Source organism: Natrinema sp. CBA1119, assembly GCF_002572525.1.
In the GTDB taxonomy this organism is placed as follows: Archaea; Halobacteriota; Halobacteria; order Halobacteriales; family Natrialbaceae; genus Natrinema.
Map to the genome: position 1 here is coordinate 1 of NZ_PDBS01000007.1, position 20,453 is coordinate 20,453.

General features: G+C 54.4%; 17 protein-coding genes and 2 pseudogenes. 5 read left to right on the plus strand and 14 right to left on the minus strand.

From position 1 onward, the window contains the following. Nucleotides 1-383 (minus strand): oligosaccharide flippase family protein (locus CP556_RS22080; protein WP_176548300.1); only part of this gene is annotated, 383 nt, incomplete at its 3' end. Nucleotides 384-644: 261 nt separating this feature from the next. On the opposite strand from CP556_RS22080, the gene CP556_RS22085 reads away from it, so the two are divergent. Together CP556_RS22085 and CP556_RS22090 are read left to right on the plus strand one after the other, a co-directional pair. Then, complete coding sequence (locus tag CP556_RS22085; RefSeq protein ID WP_098727758.1) at nt 645-1,574, plus strand: hypothetical protein; 930 nt, start codon at nt 645-647, stop codon at nt 1,572-1,574. Nucleotides 1,575-1,600: 26 nt separating this feature from the next. Beyond that, the gene (locus CP556_RS22090) at nt 1,601-1,921 is read left to right on the plus strand and encodes a hypothetical protein (protein ID WP_218011998.1); all 321 of its coding nucleotides are present in this window, start codon (nt 1,601-1,603) and stop codon (nt 1,919-1,921) included. A gap of 146 nt (nt 1,922-2,067) precedes the next feature. Here the strand turns inward: CP556_RS22090 and CP556_RS22095 are convergent, their stop codons facing one another. The 3 genes from CP556_RS22095 to CP556_RS22105 form a co-directional block, all read right to left on the minus strand. Continuing rightward, on the minus strand, nt 2,068-2,481 hold the full coding sequence (locus CP556_RS22095; RefSeq protein WP_098727756.1) for a DUF8161 domain-containing protein: 414 nt from the start codon (nt 2,479-2,481) through the stop codon (nt 2,068-2,070). A 92-nt stretch (nt 2,482-2,573) separates the two neighbouring features. After that, a complete protein-coding gene (locus tag CP556_RS22100; protein ID WP_098727755.1) occupies nt 2,574-3,095 on the minus strand; it encodes an HVO_A0114 family putative DNA-binding protein in 522 nt (173 codons plus the stop codon). Nucleotides 3,096-3,101: 6 nt separating this feature from the next. After that, complete coding sequence (locus CP556_RS22105; protein WP_098727754.1) at nt 3,102-3,401, minus strand: toxin-antitoxin system TumE family protein; 300 nt, start codon at nt 3,399-3,401, stop codon at nt 3,102-3,104. A gap of 886 nt (nt 3,402-4,287) precedes the next feature. Between CP556_RS22105 and CP556_RS27430 the strand changes: the two genes are divergently transcribed. Further along, nucleotides 4,288-4,968: a tyrosine-type recombinase/integrase gene (locus CP556_RS27430; protein ID WP_176548298.1), complete on the plus strand. Its 681-nt coding sequence runs from the start codon at nt 4,288-4,290 to the stop codon at nt 4,966-4,968. Nucleotides 4,969-5,344: 376 nt separating this feature from the next. Here CP556_RS27430 and CP556_RS22115 read toward each other — a convergent pair whose 3' ends face one another. From CP556_RS22115 to CP556_RS22160, 9 genes and pseudogenes are all read right to left on the minus strand, one after another. Next, a complete protein-coding gene (locus CP556_RS22115) occupies nt 5,345-6,115 on the minus strand; it encodes a site-specific integrase (RefSeq protein ID WP_176548297.1) in 771 nt (256 codons plus the stop codon). After that, complete coding sequence (locus CP556_RS22120) at nt 6,102-6,800, minus strand: tyrosine-type recombinase/integrase (RefSeq protein WP_098727766.1); 699 nt, start codon at nt 6,798-6,800, stop codon at nt 6,102-6,104. The genes CP556_RS22115 and CP556_RS22120 overlap by 14 nt, the downstream gene beginning before the upstream one ends. A 383-nt stretch (nt 6,801-7,183) precedes the next feature. After that, nucleotides 7,184-10,255, minus strand: coding sequence for an SgrR family transcriptional regulator (locus CP556_RS26255; protein ID WP_176548301.1), 3,072 nt, complete (start codon nt 10,253-10,255; stop codon nt 7,184-7,186). 32 nt (nt 10,256-10,287) lie between these two features. Further along, on the minus strand, nt 10,288-12,483 hold the full coding sequence (locus tag CP556_RS22130; RefSeq protein WP_098727800.1) for a primase/helicase family protein: 2,196 nt from the start codon (nt 12,481-12,483) through the stop codon (nt 10,288-10,290). A gap of 1,055 nt (nt 12,484-13,538) precedes the next feature. Further along, on the minus strand, nt 13,539-14,387 hold the full coding sequence (locus CP556_RS22140; protein WP_098727764.1) for a hypothetical protein: 849 nt from the start codon (nt 14,385-14,387) through the stop codon (nt 13,539-13,541). A 293-nt stretch (nt 14,388-14,680) separates the two neighbouring features. After that, a complete protein-coding gene (locus CP556_RS22145; protein WP_098727763.1) occupies nt 14,681-15,517 on the minus strand; it encodes a glycosyltransferase domain-containing protein in 837 nt (278 codons plus the stop codon). Between the two features lie 121 nt (nt 15,518-15,638). Then, nucleotides 15,639-15,820 (minus strand): annotated as a pseudogene (locus tag CP556_RS22150) (IS6 family transposase); the annotation flags it as partial. A gap of 36 nt (nt 15,821-15,856) precedes the next feature. Then, nucleotides 15,857-17,041, minus strand: a complete 1,185-nt coding sequence (locus CP556_RS22155; RefSeq protein ID WP_176548295.1) for a glycosyltransferase — start codon at nt 17,039-17,041, stop codon at nt 15,857-15,859. 180 nt (nt 17,042-17,221) lie between these two features. After that, a complete protein-coding gene (locus CP556_RS22160; RefSeq protein ID WP_141551740.1) occupies nt 17,222-18,022 on the minus strand; it encodes an aldo/keto reductase in 801 nt (266 codons plus the stop codon). 242 nt (nt 18,023-18,264) lie between these two features. Here CP556_RS22160 and CP556_RS22165 point away from each other — a divergent pair, with 242 nt between their 5' ends. Beyond that, nucleotides 18,265-18,543, plus strand: a complete 279-nt coding sequence (locus CP556_RS22165; RefSeq protein ID WP_255291565.1) for an oligosaccharide flippase family protein — start codon at nt 18,265-18,267, stop codon at nt 18,541-18,543. A 53-nt stretch (nt 18,544-18,596) separates the two neighbouring features. Next, nucleotides 18,597-19,244, plus strand: coding sequence for a class I SAM-dependent methyltransferase (locus CP556_RS22170; protein WP_176548302.1), 648 nt, complete (start codon nt 18,597-18,599; stop codon nt 19,242-19,244). Nucleotides 19,245-19,340: 96 nt separating this feature from the next. On the opposite strand, the pseudogene CP556_RS27640 reads toward CP556_RS22170, so the two are convergent. Next, nucleotides 19,341-20,392: pseudogene (locus CP556_RS27640) on the minus strand (oligosaccharide flippase family protein). Nucleotides 20,393-20,453: the final 61 nt, after the last annotated feature.

Sequence of the window (20,453 nt, forward strand, 5' to 3'; positions counted from 1 at the left end):
TCTGCTTGCGGTTCACTAAAAAATACCGCGAGGTACGGGGCTGCGAGAAACGCTACGACCGCGATTCCGAACCCACGGACGATCTTCATTACCCAAGCAGTGTTGAGGTAGGCGTCTACATCGTCGTCTTGGTGCTGTATTAATGCCTCGTCAAAACCGAGTTTTGAGAACTGCCGGAGTGCCGCAATTACAAGCAGCGCGATTCCGAGGAGACCGAATGCCGCCGGTGAAAGCAATCGAGCGAGAATAATGACCTTCAGGAGTTGCAAGATACGGTCAGTAACATTGATTCCAGCCACCCAGATACCACTCTGTAGGGCTTTTTCCGCTGTTGACCCGCCCGCAGTAAGACGCTCATAAACAATCCGAAGGCGTTCAATCACTGATCTCAGCGTTATTCACTCACCATCAAATAATCCTCGTTTGCCTTTTCGTAAGCGGTCTCACTAAAAGAATCATCGCAGGCGAAAACAGAGTTACTGATCATCAGTTCGGGATGAATGGCAAACCTGTACGAGGGGTCTCAGAGTTTCAACTAGAAATCACCCCAACTTGGTGATATATGGAGAAGCCAGTCTTGCCAGATCCGCCATCTATATTTGACTTAATCTTAAGGTTAGGGATAACGTCAACCCGCGTGTGTTATGTCGGATCAGTTCACCGCGGCGCTCGACGATGCCGAGGCTGCTCATGCTCGGTACGGTGAGCAGTTGGGCCTCGTTGAGGGTCGAACACCGTTCGCTGCGGAATCGCTTCCCGACGCGCGCGTTGCCGTCCGGGTCAACGAAGATCTTCTCCAAGAGGTTGCCTCGCACATACTGACGCGTGCTGGGCACATTTCGGTGATCGACAAACGAGGGGCGGGGAAGACGCACTTCCGAGAGCTCGTGTACGACGCTCTGAGTGATGGGCCCCGCAGCGACGAGTTCGCTATCGCTCGAATCCGCGAGGTCGAAAGCATCACGACGCGACGGTTGTACACCCGGCTCTTGGATGAACTGTCGAAGTACGAGGCGCTCGATGTGCCGGAGACGTATCCGCATCCAACGGATGAGGTTCGGCAAGTCGTTGAAGACGTTGCTGATCAGTTAGAGGAGACTGGGCTGACGTGTATCGTCCAGGTTGACCAACTCGAAGACGCAGCACGGAATACGCGTACGTTCGAGCAGCTGTTAGCCGGATTACAGAGCATCGGAGACCTCGGTGAGAGCGAACCCGTGTTCATCTTGTTCCTGTTTGGAACTCCGACCGCAGCGGATCGGATTGATGAACTCCGGGAGACCTTGTCGTCTCGGTTGGTGGCGAAGAACCGGTCGTTGGAACGATTCGGGTTCGAGGAGACGGAAGAGTTGATCGCCCGGTGGTTAGCATGGGCTCGTGACGAGGAGTACACTGACGGGTACCTGTCAGACCCGTACACTGCGTCTGCGATTCAGACGATTGTTGACCGGTCAGATGGAACGCCGCGGTCGGTTCGCCAGCAGTGTTATCATGCGTATCGAGCTGGGGCGCGGCAATTCGCTGCTGACGAAGGAATCGAAATCACTGACGAAACGATTGAAGACTACGCCTAAGAATAATACTAAGCTTAAGATTAACTATGAGCGATAACCCGATGACAGACGCGTTCGACGCAGCAGAGGAAGACCAGGAAGCAACTCGTTCTGGTGAGAGTAACGATGGGTTCGATCCCGAGCAGTACTTGGACGCGCTCAACAGCGGGTCCGCGCCAAAGGAGAAGACTGTCGGGATTGCAGTGACGACGGAAATGCATGCCTTCTATCAGGAGCTTCAGAATGCTGACGAAGTCGAAGCAAACCCTGCGCAGTCAATCCGTGACCATTTAGAGAAATTGGCTCATCGCCATCCAGAGGTGTTTGAGAAGGCCATGCGGAAGTTAGAGATCGAGCGCGAATTCTAACGCTCACCGGTGCGTCGTAGGGGAGCTGCTCCGACCTCGGACTCCTGCCTAAGCCTAATATTAATCTTAAACTTGGCCCACAGCGCCACAGGGTGGGTCACAGACGGTAAAATCGTAGCCAAACCGCACTAAAGATGCATCCCTGATCAGCGGCCATCGTACCACGGTGGTGCGCCGAATGCGTCGGCGTAACACTCTGGGTGACACGGTTCCTTTCGGTTGTCTGGCCACGCCTGGTCGAGCGGGACCTGCTCTCCACAGAGGCCACACTCGGCGCTATGACCAGCCTGACGGGCATCAGGTGACAGGTTCTTGCTCTCGATGTACAGTTCGTGGAGCGCCCATGGTGTCAGCCGAACGCAAACGCGCTCGCGGTCATCCGGAGTCGCGGCTTCAGGCGTAAACGAGAGCACCCAATCGTCGCCCGGCTCGCCGTCCGTCGCCGGGCCCAAAGAGATCGTCTCAGCAAGGTCGTCGTTTACGTAATGCCACTCGGCGTCCCGAGCGATATAGTAGTGTCCTTCAGGTCGCGGGTCATCAGGATCAACGTTCTCAGTCATCGTTGGGTCTGTAAGTTCATTCGTTCGCTTTCTTCGCATAGGGCCGACAGCCTCGGCGCGGTAGATTCGACTGCGACGGTACTGACGATAGTTCAGGCCGGTGCAGCATCATCAGCTGGGCGCGGTGTCGAAATTTCGAGACTGACTTCAATGGTGTCGAAGGGGACGAACGGGCGCTTCGCCCGGCCAGCCTGTTCGAAGTGGACGATGTCGTAGTCAGTGAGGACCTGAAGGTCGTCGTGAATGCTCTTGACATCGCGGTCTAGGCGTTCGGCCAGCTGGCGGATACTGTCCGGGCGCTCGGTCATGATACTCCGAAGGAGTTCGACGCGACGGTCAGTGAGCAATGCTCTGAGATCACTCGGGTTCTGGAAGTTGATGACGTGCGGGATCTCCTCACCCGCCTGCCAGCGGTCGAGGCGGTCGAGCGCGTCCTGGCGGTGCGCCTGTTCAGAGTCGGACGTGATCCGGAGCACCGAGGGGTAGTCCTCAGGGTCGCGGTCTTCGAGGAAGCCTGCCTCGGCTTCGATGTCGTCCATCACGATCTCCTCGGTCCCAGAGTCGGTGCTGTTGGCATCGTCGGTGTCGTCGGGTGTGTTGGGTTGGTCGGGCATGGTTGGTCACCTCTCGCGGCGGTCGTCCATCTTGTTGTAGAACTGCTGGACGTGGGCTTTGAGGCCGGTGTACTCAATGTCGTCGTAGACACCGGTAGGCGTGTGGTAGTGGTGGCGGTCTACCCCGGGATGGTTCGGATAGTTGTCGAACCGAAGTAGCGTGCTACCGTCTTCTGCCATGTACTGGAATCGGTACTTGACTCCTTCGGGGTAGTCGTCGCTTTTTGGGATGGCGGTGGCGATCATCTCGTATCGGGTACCGTCGTCGAACGTATCTTGATCCTCGTAGATGACCGTCGATCCCATCTATGCCACCTATGTTGGTACAACACGCCAACATACAATAAGGCTTTTCGTTGGTGTCAAGGGCCAACATAGGATCTCACATCTCGATCTCGGGGACTCCACACCTCTAACGACGGGAAGTCGGCAGGCTGGACCTTTGCTTTAACCAACGCCCAGGGTATATCTTCTGCTGCTGATGTTGGTTAATATCACACGAGGCTACCGCCACCACCCTTTGACTAACTTTAAGAATAATCTTAAGGTTAACTGCCTGGCGAAATAACCCCAACTTTCGGTATAGCGGTCTGTGATTTATGGGAAGGTCGAACACCACGCCGCCTTGCGGTTTTGACTCGAAATAGGGTGTGGTGAGTCACTTCTCTTTAGACCAGTAAAGAGAAGTGGTTTCCGACACCACCTTGCCGTCAGGTGACCACGAATCGTGACCACACGACCGGGACAGACGTCCGAAGCCCGCATTGACGGGGTTGTAGAGCGTTACTTGGAAGCGAAGGCTAAGGGGCAAGGCGGGGGGAACTACCGAGGACTCGCCTCAGCAGCGCTTGGACGGTGGGTTACGTGGCTTGAACCCAAGGGGTGGTCTCGATTAGAGCAGATCGACGACGGCGTGATGCGGGCATACGCGCAGGAACTCCGTAAGCGGGTCCGGAATGGCGAGTTCGCTGCCTCGACTGCGAACACATACTATGCGACAGTCCGAGCCTGTCTCAGTTGGGCTGTTGAAGATGGGCTGATCGACACGAATCCTGCTGCGGCTACGAGAGCTACGAAAGAACTCCCCGAAAACACGACCGAACCGGATCGGCAATTCTGGACGCCCGAAGATGTCCAAGCGTTGTTCGCACACCTATCCCAGCGTATCGATGAAAGCCTCAATGGCGGGGGAATGGACGCAGCAGCGATTCCCATCCGGAACCGGGCGTTGGTCTCGCTATTGGCATCGACTGGTGTGCGGGGCGCAGAAATCTGTCGTGACACCGAAGATGACCGAGATGGGCGACAGGGATTGTGGTGGGGACGCGTCGATTTGGAGAATGGAGCGTTACGCGTCCTCGGGAAAAATCAACAGTGGGAGTACGCTCAGCTCCCGTCTCAAGCCCAGGACCATCTTCGTCGTCACTACGACGTGCAGCAGCCCGCTTCAAACGACTGGCCTGTATTTCCGACGGCACACGTCCCGTCGCTGTACAGAACAATTCGAAGAGAACTTCGAGAGCGTGGATGGGAAGACTCAGCAACTGAATCGCTCTTAGACGATCAACCGCCGAAAGAGATTCTCCGCGAACACGATATATCGCCGCCTGCTATCACAGTTCGAGGGGCACGAACGTTGATGAAACGGTTGTGTGAACAGGCTGAAATCGATGTTGAAGGCGGGTATCTGAAACCACACGGCGCTCGACGAGGATTGGGGGACTTGCTTTACCGGGAATCGGCTGAGCTCGCGCAGTCAGCGTTGCGTCACGAGTCTATCCGAACGACTCACGATGCTTACTCGCATATTGATGCGTCGGAAACAGCGGAAGCGGTGAGCGATGTTCTTAGCGGTGCTTGGAAGAACAAATGAAAGCAAATCGCCTGAACAGTTATTTGTTTTATATGTCTTGGTGTATAATCGCCGTCGCATCACTAACGACGAGAAGTTCTACGCGTCCCACTTCCGGGCGATCCGGGACGTGATACGTATCGACTGACTCACCAATCGTCCAGCCGGCGTTGTCGCTGTCCGTCTCGATACGTTCTTCGACCCAGCGTCGAGCTGTTCGGCGGCTACAAAATCCGGTGTAATCACTGACTGATCCGGTGAGTCGTGCGATCCAAACGTGCGGGGCGTTGATCGCCCTAGCTTGCCGTTCCCTCATATATAGTTGACACTCGCTGATGGTCTTATACGCTGGTAAACTCAGTTTTCAGGCCTTCGTGAAGTCGTTCCAACCGAACGACTACGACTCATGGTCATGAAGGTAGCACGTCCGATCCGGGAAGAAAACTTCGCGCTCGCAAGGGGCTCCGGAGACCGTTTCTTTTTCACAGTGATAGACCGGGTTCCCGTGTTTTTCTGAGAGAATGAAATACCGTTGGGTCATTGCCTTGCCTTGGTTATTATCTCGGAAACCCATCACACGACGGATGACATCGCTCTTGAAACCTTTCTCTGCCAGCATCTTCCCGAATGTCATCCGAAGATTGCTCCCCGAGACGGTCTTCTCAAAGCCAGCCCGTTCACCGATCTTCCCCAAGCGATGATTCACTGTTCCAGGGGTACAGACGCGGTCGTGTGTAGCAAAGTACGCCTCTATGAAGCGCGCAAACCCAGGCTCCGGTACCGGAACTCTCCGTGGTTGCAGCGTCCCGTTCAGCGTCCAGTAGCCATCTCTCAACCGCTTACAGTCCTTACACGGCAACCCGCCGCCACTTGTTGTTCGACCTCGACGTCCAGGACTTACGACACATTCGACCTTATCGCCTGGAATCCGGACGAAGAGCCGATCTCCTTCTCGTTCCAACCACTCCTCAGTCATATGGGCAAACGTCCCGGGTTTCAGCCCGGTCAAGAGCATCCCTTCTCCGATGAGGCGATCCTTGTGGTCGCCTTCTCGACTGGCCTTCCTGAACGCGTCTATACCTTCGTCGAGGAGCGGGAGTGACTGCTCGCCTGGGTAGAGTAGCAGCTGACGTTCGCTGAGGTCCTCAGGCGGGTCACCACTTATCATCATATTCGTCTTGCACGTCTTCTCCAGCGAGTTTGATGTACTTGATCGCCTCTTCGAGGTTCGCGTGCCCCATCAGGGTCTTGATCTTGTGGGGTCCGAAGTCTTTCTTCGCCAGCAGCGTACCGTACGTGTCGCGGAGATCGTGCGCAACTACCCGTCGCTCGAAACCCGCCCGGTCGGCAATGCCTTTCACTCGATTAGTGATCGTCCCTTGCGACGTGACGTTCTCGTAGAGGTCGAAGTAACTGTTCAAGATGTGGATCGTGTCGTCATCCCGAACCGGAATCGGTCGGACACCTGCCTCGGACTTCGGCGTGAAATCCGCACCGGCGGGGGCCCACCGTTTGTCTGCCCGGTTCCGGCAATGGAAACACGGGACGCCTTCCCGGCTTGTGTCTCCGCCGCTCCCGTTGCCCGAACCGAGCTCGCATATCTCCCCGTAGGGGATCTGAAGGTGCGGTCGCTCGTTCGGTCCGTTACGCCACCACGACGGCTTCATGTGAGCCATCGCTGCTGCTCGGATACCGGTCGAGGTGAGTGTCAGGCCGATGAGTTCATCAAGGACATCGCCGTCCTTCGCGGTCTCACGGAACCGGATATACTGTGAGTCCGGTGCTGCTCTGAACGTACCGTTCTCGTCCCGCTGGCCCGAGAGGCCGAGCGGGTTGTAGGTCATTCCTGGCATGTTAGCAAAGTTACTTCATAGGGGCAATTAAATAAATGGTTGGAAAGTTACCCCGCTAACTGGAGAATTTCAAGCTCTCAGCGGTAGTATCTATGTAGTGAATACATGACTTCATAGAAAATGGCTATTTTTCATATTCACAGTCTGCAACGCGGACTCACAGCACGACCATATCGTAGTTCGAGAGTTTCACATCTGGCCCGCGCCAGTAGGCGGTAACGAGAACCAGTAAACCCGCAACGAGAGAACCTTAACCAACAACGGGAAATCGTAATCCCACTGTTGGTTAAAATCGTGGCAAGTAGCCGTTCAAGCACCTACCGAGAAAGCAACCGCTGTTCGCACCGCCTCTCGGTACCCGGCTGAAGCGGCAGTGAGTACTGCTAGCCGGGGGGCGGACCAGTTGTGATCTCATCTGGAGCAGGAAGGGTTGCTGTTCCCACTCCATGTTGGGACCTATCTTCGTCTTGCGGTGAGGGAACCCGGACAAACCACGTATAATATTGTTCTAAGGTATCCTGTCCGGGTTGGTCGTCCCCCCCGGGTTGAGGTCCAGGCGCATCGGTTGTCGGGAGCTCCACGTCTCCAACGCCGGGCTCATCGATAGTGTGATACTCGTTAGCCAGCCCTTCACCTGCGTCGTGTCGTTCTAGGTATCCCATTTCACTGAGTTCTGCGAGAACTCGTCTCACCGTCCGGCGCGAGCAATCGACTGTGTCGACAAGATCGCTCACGGTGAACTCTTGATCGCGGAACTGCTGGGCGGCCCGGGCGACTTCTTGCGTGCTTTCAGAGAACGCTCGCACGACAGCTCCGTCTCCAACGACGGGGAGATCTTCATGCAGCGCTGCGGTATGAGCGAACACGATTGCGCCTTCCTCGTCACGCCCGAACCGCAAAATCGATTGCAAGGTCTGGTCCTGACGCATATGCTTCAGGTACGTATTCCCGGTTGGGCAGCCGTAGTCGAGGGCTTCACCGCGTCCGGTTCGTGACACCTGTTCCCCCGCGAGCGCTGCCCATTTTTCGACGGTGTAGTCTCCGAAGTGCTGACACCCGAGTACGACGCCGAGATTCAACTCGCCCATAGCGTTCGACCCGGTCACGTTCCCGTAGTGATCTATCGCGCTGATGTCGTCCTCGATCTCGTCTTCGATTTCCTGCCGAACGACTTTCGTAGTGATCACCCCGGGTTTCGACGTTGACGTGAGGGTATCCCGTCGCAACCGCCCTGCGCCGTACTCTTCTGCGACGGCTCGAACCAAGGCGATGTCGCCGTCGAAGTTCTTACCTTTCGTACTCCCCTCGTAGGTTTTCGTATGCGGCGTCGTTTGTACAACCTGTAGGTTCAGCGTCTGCTGTAGGAACTCTCGGCGTGCTCGCGGCGTCTCGTGAATATCGCGCCGTTCAACGTTTTGCCCGATAGCGAGTTCCCACAGGTGCTCACGGCCTGTTGCGTCGAGACCGATTACTGAGTTCCGCTGTCCGTTTCGAGCGGTGAATTCTGGCGGTTCATGGATCAGCGCGCCGTGATGATTCCGATCAACCAGTACCGTGTTCCGTCCGAGACGGACCTGCTTCACGTTCGTTCCGCTGTCGCTATCGAGGTCGAATCCGAACGCGTCGGTGGTTAGCTCCGTCACGGCGTCATCGTCAGCTATCGTCCCGTACAGCAGCAGGTACGCTTTCGGGTGAGCGTATCCGTCGCGGGCGTGAATAGCGAGTTCCCGACACCCATCTTCTCCGCCTTCAACAGCGGTCAGCGTCGCCTGCACGAGTTCCGCCGCCCCCTCACGGTTGGCTTCGAAGGCGTTCACAGCCTGATCAAACATGCTGGCGAGGTCGCCTTTGAGGCAGGCTGGTGGCGTCTCCGCGAGTAACTGCTGGTCGTCTATCGTTTGGAACGGGAATAGCAAGTCTGTCAGCCCGGTGAGAACGTCTTCTTCAACTTCGTCCACTACCGCCGTGTTGGCGTTCGAGTTCTGTCTCGCGTCGTCGATGGCTGTTTGCAGTCGTTCTCGGGTAGCGCTGACAGCGTCTACGTCCCACGTCGGGTGGAGCCGCGTAACCGCTTTTAACGCGTCTGTCAGCCCGAGGTCTGCAACCGTCTCGGTACGAGCCTCTAAGAACCGTTCTGCTGCGTGTAAGACTTCCAGGGCATCGTGAAGCGCATCGAGTCGGGTAGCCGCCTGTTCGAACGCCGGGATGTCGTCAGTAACAGTCCCGGTTAGCCATCCACGGACGGCGTCGTCGTTCCAGAGATCCTGTTCGAATAGATCCTGCCGGTCTTCAACGTCGGAATGAAGCGACCGCGCAAGCCACGTCGCGTGATCGAGGAAGGCTTCACCGAACTGCTCTTCGAACGCGCCGCCTGGGAACTCGTCGATAGCAACGACTCGCGGCTCCAACTCAGTCCGGTCGTTCTCGCGCTCGTAGTAGGTACGCGCGCCCGCGACATGGCCATGGCCGTAATGGCCGATCAGCAGGTCCTTCGGCGCTTTCGGATCAGTGACCGCTTCCCACGCCAGCGAATACGGGCAGTCATGCCCGTCGTCTTGACAGGGTAGGTCCTCTCCGAACAGCGCCTTCGCATGGGTGTGGAGCTCTTGAGGCGAATGACCCAGCGCTCGCGCAGCGTGAACAGCAAGCGCCCACGCATCGCCGTGCTCGCCGTTGGCTGTCGGGCAACTCCCGCGATCCAACTCGATGTCATCGTCGTCGCCCTCAACATGAACCTCGCTGTCGTCAGCATCTTCATCGTCTTCAAGATCCACATCGATGCGTTCAACAAGCTCATCCCGGTCTTGCAGGATGTCTTTCCCTTCTTCACGGACGAGCCGGACAGCGTCGTGAACAGCCATCTCATCAACGCCGTCTTCAGCGAAAATCGGGAGATGCATCCAAGACAGCCCGTAGTCTTCAGCTTTCGCGGCGACTTCATCCATTAACTCGTGCCGTGCTCCGAGGTACAGAGCAGGGTGGTCGGTCGCGTTCTTCACGACCGACGTGGTTTTCCCGAGCGCCGGGAGCGCGGTGAGAAGATTCGCCTGTGAACGGTCGTCTGCGAGGTCGCGGTACAGCGCCTCGACATCACTGCGGGCCTCATCGAGCGCGCTGGTATCGGTTGTGAACTCTCCGAGAAGGTCTTCCGCTGGCGGAAGCACCGGGATGTGGTCGGGATCTCCGACAGTCCATTCGGGAAGCGGCGCACCGCGTTGTTCGCGGGCGACGTGGTACGCTTGTCGGAAGTCTTCGCCTGTGAGCGAGTCGTCACAGTGATTGATCAGGCCTTCTTCAAGCGCGATGAACCGTAACGGGTCGAGGACGCGCTCGTGTTCACGGCAGTAAAACGCGCCGCTGTGGAAGGCAACGATGCGTCGTCCCGAGTTCGACTCTTCCCAGCACGGATCGAGTTCAGCGACCACATCGGGATCACCGCTTCCGTCGCCGGTCACTTCGGATTCGACTTCGGAGAGATGGTAATGAGTTAGCTGCGAAACAGCCCCTGGATGACGTTCCAGTTGTCGGTCGCCGTCGCCTGCGATACGTACTGCGGGAGCGGCGCACCGTACCGGTTTCGCGCGATTCTGTACGCTTCATCGTAGACGCCATCAACGAGTCGCTCGTCACCTTGCTCGATCAACCTTTCTTCGAGCGCGACCGCCCGGACGATGTCTACCACGTCACCTGTGACCGGACACACCCAGCTCCCGTCGCTCGTCGGGAGACTCAATTCGCGTTCAGCGTCTTCATCAAGATCGTCAGGTGTGACAGTTCTGGCTGCCCGCCAGGCGACTTCAGCATCGAGCGTGAGCTCCAGCGTTGTCGGATCGACTTCGTCCGGATGGTTCCGACTGCCGGGTTCGACCGGTTCTCGACCAGGGTCTCCAACCGTCTCTTCGACATACTCCAGCGCTGCGTTATACGCGGCTGCCGGGAGACTGTCATCGGTCGAGTCCGGAATTCGGTGTTCATCGCAGAGGTCACGCGCGCGTACGATGTGTAACAACGCTCGGTACGGAACAGCGTCCCCGGATTTCAGGTCACCGCGGTCCCGGGCCTGTTTCCACGCAACCCAGACATCGCGGTCAGACAGATGGCCTTCAGGACTGGTAACTGACCGTTCGCTGGCGTCAACCAGCAGGTACGTGAGCGCGTTATACACGACATCGCGCTTGTAGTCACGCGCGACCAGGTCGCCGGACTCGCCTTCACGAATGACGAAGTAGTTCTCCGAGTCGCCCACGTGGCCGAGCGGGTTCTTCCCGCGATCACCTTGACTGGCGTTCAGGAGATCTCCGAGATCGAGTTCCCAGAGAGCCGACCGGTACCCGCCCCCGGCGTCGCCGTCATCGTTCTTATTGTCGTCCCAGTCAGCGTCGCCAGTTGCTGCCCGGTCACGGGTTTGTCGCGTTGCAGCCTCGTATCCGGCGAACGCTTCGGGCGGACGGGCACTCCGTATCAGCGCCGCCGGCGTCTCCGCCCAGTCCTGCAAGTACTCGTCGAGGTCGGCCTTCGTACCGAGCTGTGCAGGCGGCATCGCTACCCGAACCGTCACGTCGTGGTCTTCGAGGTAACTTGCCGTGCGGAGCGCTCCACCGATCCCCGGCGCGGTCGGCGGAATCGTGACAGCATCTCGAATCCGGTCAGCGTCACCGTCGTATTCGGAGACTTCACCGAAGCCAACCGGGTCGTTGTCAGCGATGACGTAGACCGTTGGAACATCGTGCGCCGCCAACACGTCGAGCAGCGGCCCGAAATGCTTCCGCTTGAACTCTTTCGCCACTGGGGACAGAACAGAATACCCGCGTTCATGCGCCGTGATCGCGTCCGCAATCCCTTCCGCGACGATGACGGGCTCTCCGTCTTCAAGCGTGTGCTCGCCCCAGATCGGCTCCTCGAACGGAACCCGGTCGTCAGTGTGCCGGACTTTCGCGTACTTCCCGGCCAGATGGTCGCGCGGGTGGCCGTCGTACCCGGCTGCCCCACCGCCTTTCGTCCCGGTCGTCCGAGCAATCGCGTACACCGGCTCGCCGTCACCGTCGAAGTACGGAAGCACGTACCGGCCTTTCCACAGCGGGTCGAGACGGTCGTTGAACAGCCCGGTAGCGATGAGGGTCTCCCGGTCGAACCCTTCCTGGATCATCCGGTCGAGGAGCCCTGACCCGGCAGGCGCATACCCGAGCTGGTTCGCTGCGAGCGTCTCGTCGTCCCACCCGCGAACGTCGGTGAAGTATTCACGCGCCGTGGTAGGCCGGTCCGGGTAGTCACCGTCGTCGGTATGCGGACGGATCGTCCGGTCAAGCTGCCCATGGAAGTACTCGATGGCGACGCGGAACGCTTCCCGCGCCCGCTCTTCGACAGCCGACTTCTCTCCATCTGGTTCTGGGGTGGCTTCGTCGCTTCCCGCTGCTGTCGGCGTCGCGGCTGAGTCAGACTCAGCTGGCTTCACACCATCGCCGGTTCGCACCAGTTCGGTCTGCCGCCGAAGTTCGCCAGCAAACTGCTTCCGTTCATGATCTTTCTTCGGATGCCCCTCGGGAAGATCGCCACCGAAGTATCCGAGTGCTTCAGCCTGCAGTCGAAGTTCTGCAACCGGGACGGGTTCCCCCTCGCTTATGCCGAGGTACTTCCGGGTATCCTCGTACAGCCCGCCCCAATCGAGCGATGACCCGCCGGTCATCGGATCACCTCGCTGTCGCAGGCTTCCGATCTGGTGAGGCGAGGTACGGGCTGTCGTTCACCGCGAAAGAACGGATGCAGTACGTGGTCGGCAGCAAGAGGCCAACTGGCGTCAGTAGGCGAAACGATACGGCTCGGTGGGGACTGTACGCCCTCTGCGCCGGATAGAGGGGTAGAACTGTCTGCTTCCCTGCCGGAGCGGGCGATTGGGTCCCCGAGATGAGGTCTCTCGAAGTGGGCAAATGCAATCATGGCTACGCTGTCTGCACACACTCGTTGCGCGGGACAGCTGCCCTGGGCCTGACCGACAGCGCTGCCGCTGGCCGAGAGGGCAAGCTTTAATTCAGTTGCCCGAGAAACCAGAGGTGTCCAACTCTCTCGGTTTCTCGGTGCGGTTACGTTTCCCTTAGCTTGGCGTGTGCGTCGCCTCGGAATTCTGAACGAATCCTCATAAAGGCTTGTAAAGTTGGTTACTGTCTTCACCTCGCTCTCGTAGCCAATCTCCACGGCTTGCGAGGGTCGATAATACGTCTGCTCGTCGGGGTCGGGCTTGCGTGTACTCATGACTCACCTGTGTCCTGCACCCGACGCCAACTGACGCCAGCCCGTTGCGCAGAGGTGGCCCTAACGAAAGGGCAATACTTTTGCTCCCGGGCCGAGAAACCACAGGTACGGACACCCGTTCGAGGAGCGGGCTGCCAAACCAGACTCCTCGACCGGGCACCTGTGGTTTCTCAGGCGCGTTGCATCGCCTAGTTTGTGGTACGTAATCGTAACCACCTGCGCGTTAAAAAGGTAAGTAATCCTGACCACCCATTCTTAGAGACTTGTCTGCCGCACGTCAGACGTTGCATTACCCTACCGGTTCAGAGTAGAGCCGGTCGGCATCAATCTCGTACGCGACATCGGTGATCGTTTCTCGCCGTTCGACACACCACCTGTCGCCGTCCCACTCTTCGATGATCCGCCAGTACCCATCCCCGTCGTCGTGCGGTTCGTATCGAATCCTACGACGAGGACGGTACGCAGGCGAATACTCGACGGTGAATCCCGACATCATCGGGTGGAACAGTCGGGGAGTTCGTGGTCAATCACGGACTGCACCTCGTCGCTTTCCCGAGCCTGGTCGATGATCGTTCGAACGGCCTCGGGGGTCTGGATGAGATTATACCGTTCGACGAGCCGGGCAGCGAACGCACCGAGCGAGGCCGCAGGCTCGACCAAGTGCTCCCGGGCAGCTAGCCTGAGGATCTGCAAGTCGTGTTTGTTCTTCAACCCGAGCTTCCGTGCCTGCCAGTCCACGTTCGTGTCGCAGTCCCCACCGTTGATGTCGTCGTGACAGTTTCGACAGAGGCAGATCCCGACATCAGGCTCTTTCTGCCAATGATGGTAGTCCAACCAGCTGATCCCGAGTTCGTCGAGCGTCCGTCGACACAGGGGACATGTCGGGCTCCACTCCCAGCCGTACTCCTGCGCTCGCTTCGAGTACGCCTCGGTGAACTCACGCGTCCGGGGACAGTTCTCAGCAGTCTGAATCCCGTCCCATAGGTGCCGATCCCAGTACGCTTGGACGAGTTCAACCAGCTCTGACGGCGTCACCATCTCAGTGTACGCGGCATCGACTGCGACTGCGCTCCACCGCCGCAGTTCGACCTCGCAGTCCGAACACCGCGACTTGAACCACGACACGTACGACGGGAGCCCGTCTTCGTACTGCTCGACTTCCCCACCACAGTTCGGGCAGAGAACTTGGACGGGTCGGTCACGCAACTCGTCGTTCTGTTCGATTGCCTCAAGAACGTGGACACCGCGGACCTGCGTATCAAGCAGGTCAGCCTCAGCATCACGTCCGGTGCTATGCGTCAGTTCGAATGATTCATTTGTGTCAGCAGCGTTGATTTGCATGGGTTGTCCTCTCGACAGCCCCTGGGTCGGTGTCCTTAGCACCGGCCCGCTTCTCATACTGAAACGGGCAGATACGCAGGGACTGGTAGGTGTGATTACCATACACGTCATAAAAAGCGCTTGCAAAATTGATCGTTAGCAGGAAAGGACGGTGAGGTTGGACGCTGATTCAGCGTTTGAGTCTAGTTTTGAGGATACAACTCTTTCCAAACAGCTGTTGAGGGGTTGTTTTTATATAGGCATTCAAACACAAGCGCCCTCTCATCCTTCATCTTCACCTGAATACCGTCGATTTACCGCTTATTTTTCCACAGGAAGTCGGAAGCCTTTCTTAAAAGTGGAATCAATCCCTCGTCTGCATATATACCCAAAGCACCTCGGGATAATTCTAACAACCTTGCCGAAGTACCTGATCGCTTTGCTTGAGTTCGTAATAATAACTCCCAGACATCTCCAAAGCGTTCATTAGATATCTTATGAGGATACAATCGAAAATACTCTGAATTTTCATAGTCCACGACCCAGTTCTTATATTCAAAATCACATTTCCAAGCGGCAAACTCAAAGCTGAGTTGATCACGTTCAGCGCCCTTCTTGTATTCTTTCCACCACGTTCCCATAGCCTCAACAACCTCTTCTTCGTTGTGTTTCCGCAGTAGAATTCTCGTTTCACTCAGCCCATACTCCTCTGGAAATCCTAGATTCCGATATCGCTTCATTTGTGCACGGATTCTCTCTGGATCGGCTTTGTCTAGTCTAATACAAGCCTCAGCTTCATCATATATACAACTCCGTCTAGGATGTGAAGGAACAGCCATATTCGACTCTTGATCTTGTAAACATTCTTTGAGTACTTTTCGAATATCTCCGATAATATGGATGTTTCCGTCAACCCAGACACTATAATCATACTCTGAAAAGAATTGATGAGGAAGAGTTTTCACTTTTCCACTCATTAGCTTTGGCGAGATCTCATACTCATTGATAAGATGGGGTTCCCAAACCCCTTTTGCGATGTCTTTCTCATCAGTAAAACATATGAAATCAACATTACTAGGCGTTACCTCTGGTTGTAGAAGCACGTCATAGTCATTAAAAACAGCTGTATAAACAACGATATCTCCGCTCATTGTTTAATACTTAGAATACATACGTAGTATTCAGTATACATATTAACATTGATTCGGTACCGCAGTTGTTCTCTATTCTTAGAGATAGGCTATAAATCATTCGCCACACTTGTATACGTGTTCAGATAAGCTGATTCCATGCGAATCTGAATGACCGAAGCCAATCATAGGCTGTCTCTGCTTCGGCCCGCTGAAACAGTTCAAGGAACTGATCGTCCGTCGTTTTACTTCTCTGAAGACACGTTCGACAGCCTTCCGATTTCCAATGTTCTCGTATTTGAAACCGATGCCATGTTGGTGACACCTAGCTTGGCCCGAATTCAATTTCTTGACTCCACGTTATAGTGCTTGATAGAGATCAAGTAGTTCATCAACAACGACTTCAACAGAGTGGTGGGTCTCAATATATTTCTCACCTGCACGACCCATTTCGGGCCAACGCTCCGAATGCTCAATGAGTTCTCTCAGCGCATCTGTGATTGCCATGGCATCACGTTCGGGAACGAGAATGCCCGCATCGCCGTCGTCAACTATTTCGGGAATCCCAGCATGCGTTGTCGAAACAATAGGGAGTCCGGCTGCCTGAGCCTCAAGTAATACCGTAGGCGTTCCTTCTTTGTCACCATTTTTAGCCGTAACACTGGGTAGAAGGAACAGATGGGCGTCCATCATTAATTGTGTAATCTCTTCCATAGTTTGCCAGCCAAGAAGTTCGATTCGGTCACTCACGTCCAATTCTTCAATAAGTTCTTCCAGCTGTTCTCGGCGCTGTCCATCGCCCGCAATAGTATACGATATTTTCCTGTCTACGTCCAAGTTAGCAACTGCTTCAATGGCATACTGCAGCCCTTTCTTCTCAACAAACCTAGCTACAGTCAAAATATTAAGTTGTTCGTCAGGTCCTAATCGTCGTTCCTTGTATTCAAAATTATCTGTGTCTATACATACTGGCACCTTGTATATTTTTTCAGGTGGTGCACCAATATCTGTGAGATCCCCTCTCATATCTTCACTCAAACACGTTAGAGCATCTACTTTCTCAAACAGGGTGTCGTAAACCCTCGGGTTTGAGCGGGGAACTACACTAGCATCACGACCATAAAAAGAAACAATCAGTGGACTTTCCATCAACGGTTGTGAGGATAAAAAGCGATTGCCAACGGGGCCAAAATGTGCATGAAATACGTCAGTACCGTCTCGGTGTCTGAGGACGTTGCGCATTATACTGAGTTCTTCGGGCATATACTTCCCGTGTCGACAGGTGGAGAATATTCTCGAGGGACTTACTCCACCAATAAGGAGTTCAGGAATTGAAGTAACAAGTAACTTGAATCCCTCGGGATAGCTTCGCGGCTTGGTGTAGTAGCTCACTTTATCTTGTAGGTTGTATTCGTCAATCACATCATGGTGGAAGTTTTCACCCGGTTGAGTGCCGTAAACTTGAACATCGTGGCCATTATCAATAAGACCGGTAAGTTGGTTAACAATGAAAGTTGTAGAAAGTTTTGGGAATGTTTCTGTCATATGAGCTATTTTCATAATACATTTTTGAACACAGTATGAGGGAACTTGAAATTAGCGCGTTAATGCTGTCAGCTGCTATCATGTGTATACTTCTTAACCGCATTCAATATCACTATGAAATGACAGGCCAGTGTCCGCGGTTTTGATTCCAACATCGCTAGGTTGAGCATATAACTACTATCAGCCATTCCAGGGTGCAAATTCGTAGTCAGTGAACCGTTCGCCAGCGTCAAGATCATCTATGCGCTTGACTTCGGCAGGGGTGAGATTGACTTCGGCGGCGCGAAAGTTCTCGTAAATGTGTTTTGATCTTGAAGAACACGGGATTGGAACAGTTCCGTGAGCCTGGCACCAGGCCAGGACGACCATCGCGGGGGAGATATCTTTTTTTTCAGCGAGTCCTTCTACAACCGGGTCGTTGAGGACACATCCTTGTGCGAAGGGTGATGCGGCGACCACCTTTGCACCGTGTTCCCGAGCGGCCTCAAGGATGTCATGTTGATACAGGTACGGGTGGAATTCAATTTGGACGTAATCAATCGACGTCGGGGAGGACTCAACGGCTTCTTCTAGGATATCTGTGGTAACGTTACATATCCCTACAGACTGAACAATTCCGGCGTCTCTGAGCTGTTCGAAAGTCTTGAAGGTCCGCTCGGGGTCGTAGGTGTGGGCAGGCCAGTGGACGTACAGTAGGTCAACGTAGTCGGTTTCCAGCGCCTTCAGACTCTGATCGATTTGTCTACGGATGTTATCTGGCTTGAGATGCTGGCTTTCAACTTTCGTTCCAATGAATAGGTCAGAGCGGTTGACGTCCACATCTTTGATGGCATCCGCCAACATTGGTTCTGTATCATATATCGGAGCGGTGTCGAAAAATCTGTAGCCCGTCTTCAGGGCCGCTCTGATGGCATTGTACGCCATGTCTGTCCGTAGCCGCCCCGTGCCAAATCCAACGATGCCCATAACAATCAATTCCACACGACTCTACTAATCGGCGTCGGTGTCAATGGCCTCGGCGTCGGTGTCAATGGCCTCGGCGTCGGTGTCAATGGCCTCGGCGTCGGTGTCAATGGCCTGAGACCAGACACAGAACAAGCCCTCAGAACTCTCCGATTTAAGATATAAGTCGTCGCCCAGTAGTGGTTCACGGAATGCCCCTATCCCGGTAGTAGATTGCCAAACGAGGCTTATTTGATAACTGAGAAAGAACGCTGCTATGAGTGCTTGAACTACTGCGAACTGTTTACCAACGTCTTACTGCGGGCGGGTCAACAGCAGACCAAGCTATACAGAGCGGTATCTGGGTAGCTGGAATCAATGTCGCTGACCGTATCTTACAACTCTTGAAGATCGTTATTCTCGCTCGATTGCTTTCACCGGCGGCATTCGGCCTTCTCGGAATCGCGCTGCTTGCGATTGCGGCACTTCGGCAGTTCTCGAAGCTCGGTTTTGATGAAGCGTTGAGACTGCATAGCAACCGGAGATGTGAAGATGGGTGAGCAGGTTATAAGAACCAAGAATGCTGTCCCAAGATGAATACAAGAGTAAAATAATGGAAATTACACCGGGTCGCCTTCACCCGCTATTGAAAGGAATATATCGTACGGTGATTCCAGAAAATGAATCTATAAAAACTATAGATTATATGCAGTCTGTTCCCGAAACTCTCCCGGATAAACATATAAGAAATGTATCAATACATCCGAGTAGGGAAGAGATGCTAACAACCCTTCCTACAGAAGGCAAAGTCGCAGAACTTGGGGTGGATGAAGGTAACTTCTCAGAACAAATTCTGTCTATAACGGAGCCCGAATCACTTTTCCTTGTTGATGTATGGGAGACAGAAAGATATGGAGAGGAAGAAATGAGGAAGGTGAAGAAAAAATTTGACGATCTCGCGGAAGTTTCGATAGTGAGAGAACGGTCGGAGATAGCATTGAGTGAATTTGAAGACGACTTCTTTGACCTGGTGTATATTGACACAACACACTCATATGAACAAACATCAAAGGAACTCTATGTGTCACAGAGGAAAGTGAAGGAAGATGGAGTTATCGCAGGCCACGATTACTGTGTAGGCAATGTCTCAAAGGGTGTCCCTACGGTGTTATTTCTGCTGTTCACGAGTTCTGTATACAGGAAAATTGGCAGATTTCACACTTGTCACTTGAAACAGACGGATACAGAAGTTTCGCATTAGAAAAAATCAATTCTTAATTGTCTGCCAGTCCGTGGATGTTATAGAACTTTGTTTCCCAAGTAGAGGTTGTTGAGAGGTGTCATAGAATCGATCTCATCATATCCCCTGCTTCACTATACGGTACAGTTGAATGAATTCGGCATTGAATAAATGCTCGAAAATGTACATCAGAGCGAAATAAACCATACACCCTGTGGCAATGAGTAGCGTGAAAGCAAAAACGCTCTCACCCGTCAGAATGTAGACGTTTAATGCTATGACACTGCCAGCCATTACGATGCTACTCATTAATGGGAACATGATCAACTTAACTAACTCAATAGCGCGTAGTTGAGTGATCGACAAAACATAGTGGAGAGAAATTGGGAGTGGCAGAATTAAACTTATTACGACAGCAAATGAAACACCCATGAGCCCAAACCACTCTGCAGCAGGATATATTACGGCTGCTAACGCGATGGCTTGTAGAGCCTGTATTTTTGCTCCAATATCTGGTCGCCCTGTTGAGTTATAAACGGCTCCGACATTCGCCCCGAATGCACGGATTCCACCATATACTGCTAAGACTTGTATCACTGGGATTCCCGACCTCCATTGATCGCCAAGAACTACAGGAACAAACTGGGGTGCAACGGCAGCAATACCAGCTGCCATCGGAAAAGCCACCGTTGTTGATAGCTGGACAGCCCTACGGAACCCCTCACGAAGTTTCTCGGTATCATTCTGAACCCTCGACATTGTCGGAAACGCTACGCGTGAAATAACGTGTGTGACCTCAGTTGCAGGAGCGTTTGAGAACCGATATGCCAATTGGTAGACACCAAGCGAACTCGCCGCAAAGAACCAGCCAACGAACGCATCGTCTCCCTGTCCGTAGAGGAAAGAAGGATTGCCGACACAAGCAACCACTTCCCAAAGCCAAACATTTCTTTTCCATATGCGAGATTGAACTCAATGTTGGGGCGGTATTCGTGAATCGCATAAGAGAGAATAAACTTCACGAAATTCATCGCTACAATGCCGGCCACAAGAGCCCAAACGCTGCGGAAAGTAAGTGCAAGAACGACAGCGACAACAAGATCTACCAATCGACCACCGACCTGATATACGAACTCCTTGTGGAAATTGAGGTTCTTTTCGAAGTACATCACACCTGGGTTCTGTAAACTTAAAATAAACGGAGTGACACCAACGACACGGATGACCGGC

What these genes read in the sequence shown, in the direction of transcription:
- CP556_RS22100 (WP_098727755.1), bottom strand. Translation starts at nt 3,095, where the DNA reads ATGCCCGACCAACCCAACACACCCGACGACACCGACGATGCCAACAGC.
- CP556_RS22090 (WP_218011998.1), top strand. Translation starts at nt 1,601, where the DNA reads ATGAGCGATAACCCGATGACAGACGCGTTCGACGCAGCAGAGGAAGAC.
- CP556_RS22105 (WP_098727754.1), bottom strand. Translation starts at nt 3,401, where the DNA reads ATGGGATCGACGGTCATCTACGAGGATCAAGATACGTTCGACGACGGT.
- CP556_RS27430 (WP_176548298.1), top strand. Translation starts at nt 4,288, where the DNA reads ATGGACGCAGCAGCGATTCCCATCCGGAACCGGGCGTTGGTCTCGCTA.
- CP556_RS22155 (WP_176548295.1), bottom strand. Translation starts at nt 17,041, where the DNA reads ATGACAGAAACATTCCCAAAACTTTCTACAACTTTCATTGTTAACCAA.
- CP556_RS22085 (WP_098727758.1), top strand. Translation starts at nt 645, where the DNA reads ATGTCGGATCAGTTCACCGCGGCGCTCGACGATGCCGAGGCTGCTCAT.
- CP556_RS22130 (WP_098727800.1), bottom strand. Translation starts at nt 12,483, where the DNA reads ATGACCGGCGGGTCATCGCTCGATTGGGGCGGGCTGTACGAGGATACC.
- CP556_RS22120 (WP_098727766.1), bottom strand. Translation starts at nt 6,800, where the DNA reads ATGCCAGGAATGACCTACAACCCGCTCGGCCTCTCGGGCCAGCGGGAC.
- CP556_RS22095 (WP_098727756.1), bottom strand. Translation starts at nt 2,481, where the DNA reads ATGACTGAGAACGTTGATCCTGATGACCCGCGACCTGAAGGACACTAC.
- CP556_RS22145 (WP_098727763.1), bottom strand. Translation starts at nt 15,517, where the DNA reads ATGAGCGGAGATATCGTTGTTTATACAGCTGTTTTTAATGACTATGAC.
- CP556_RS22115 (WP_176548297.1), bottom strand. Translation starts at nt 6,115, where the DNA reads ATGATAAGTGGTGACCCGCCTGAGGACCTCAGCGAACGTCAGCTGCTA.
- CP556_RS22140 (WP_098727764.1), bottom strand. Translation starts at nt 14,387, where the DNA reads ATGCAAATCAACGCTGCTGACACAAATGAATCATTCGAACTGACGCAT.
- CP556_RS22170 (WP_176548302.1), top strand. Translation starts at nt 18,597, where the DNA reads ATGGAAATTACACCGGGTCGCCTTCACCCGCTATTGAAAGGAATATAT.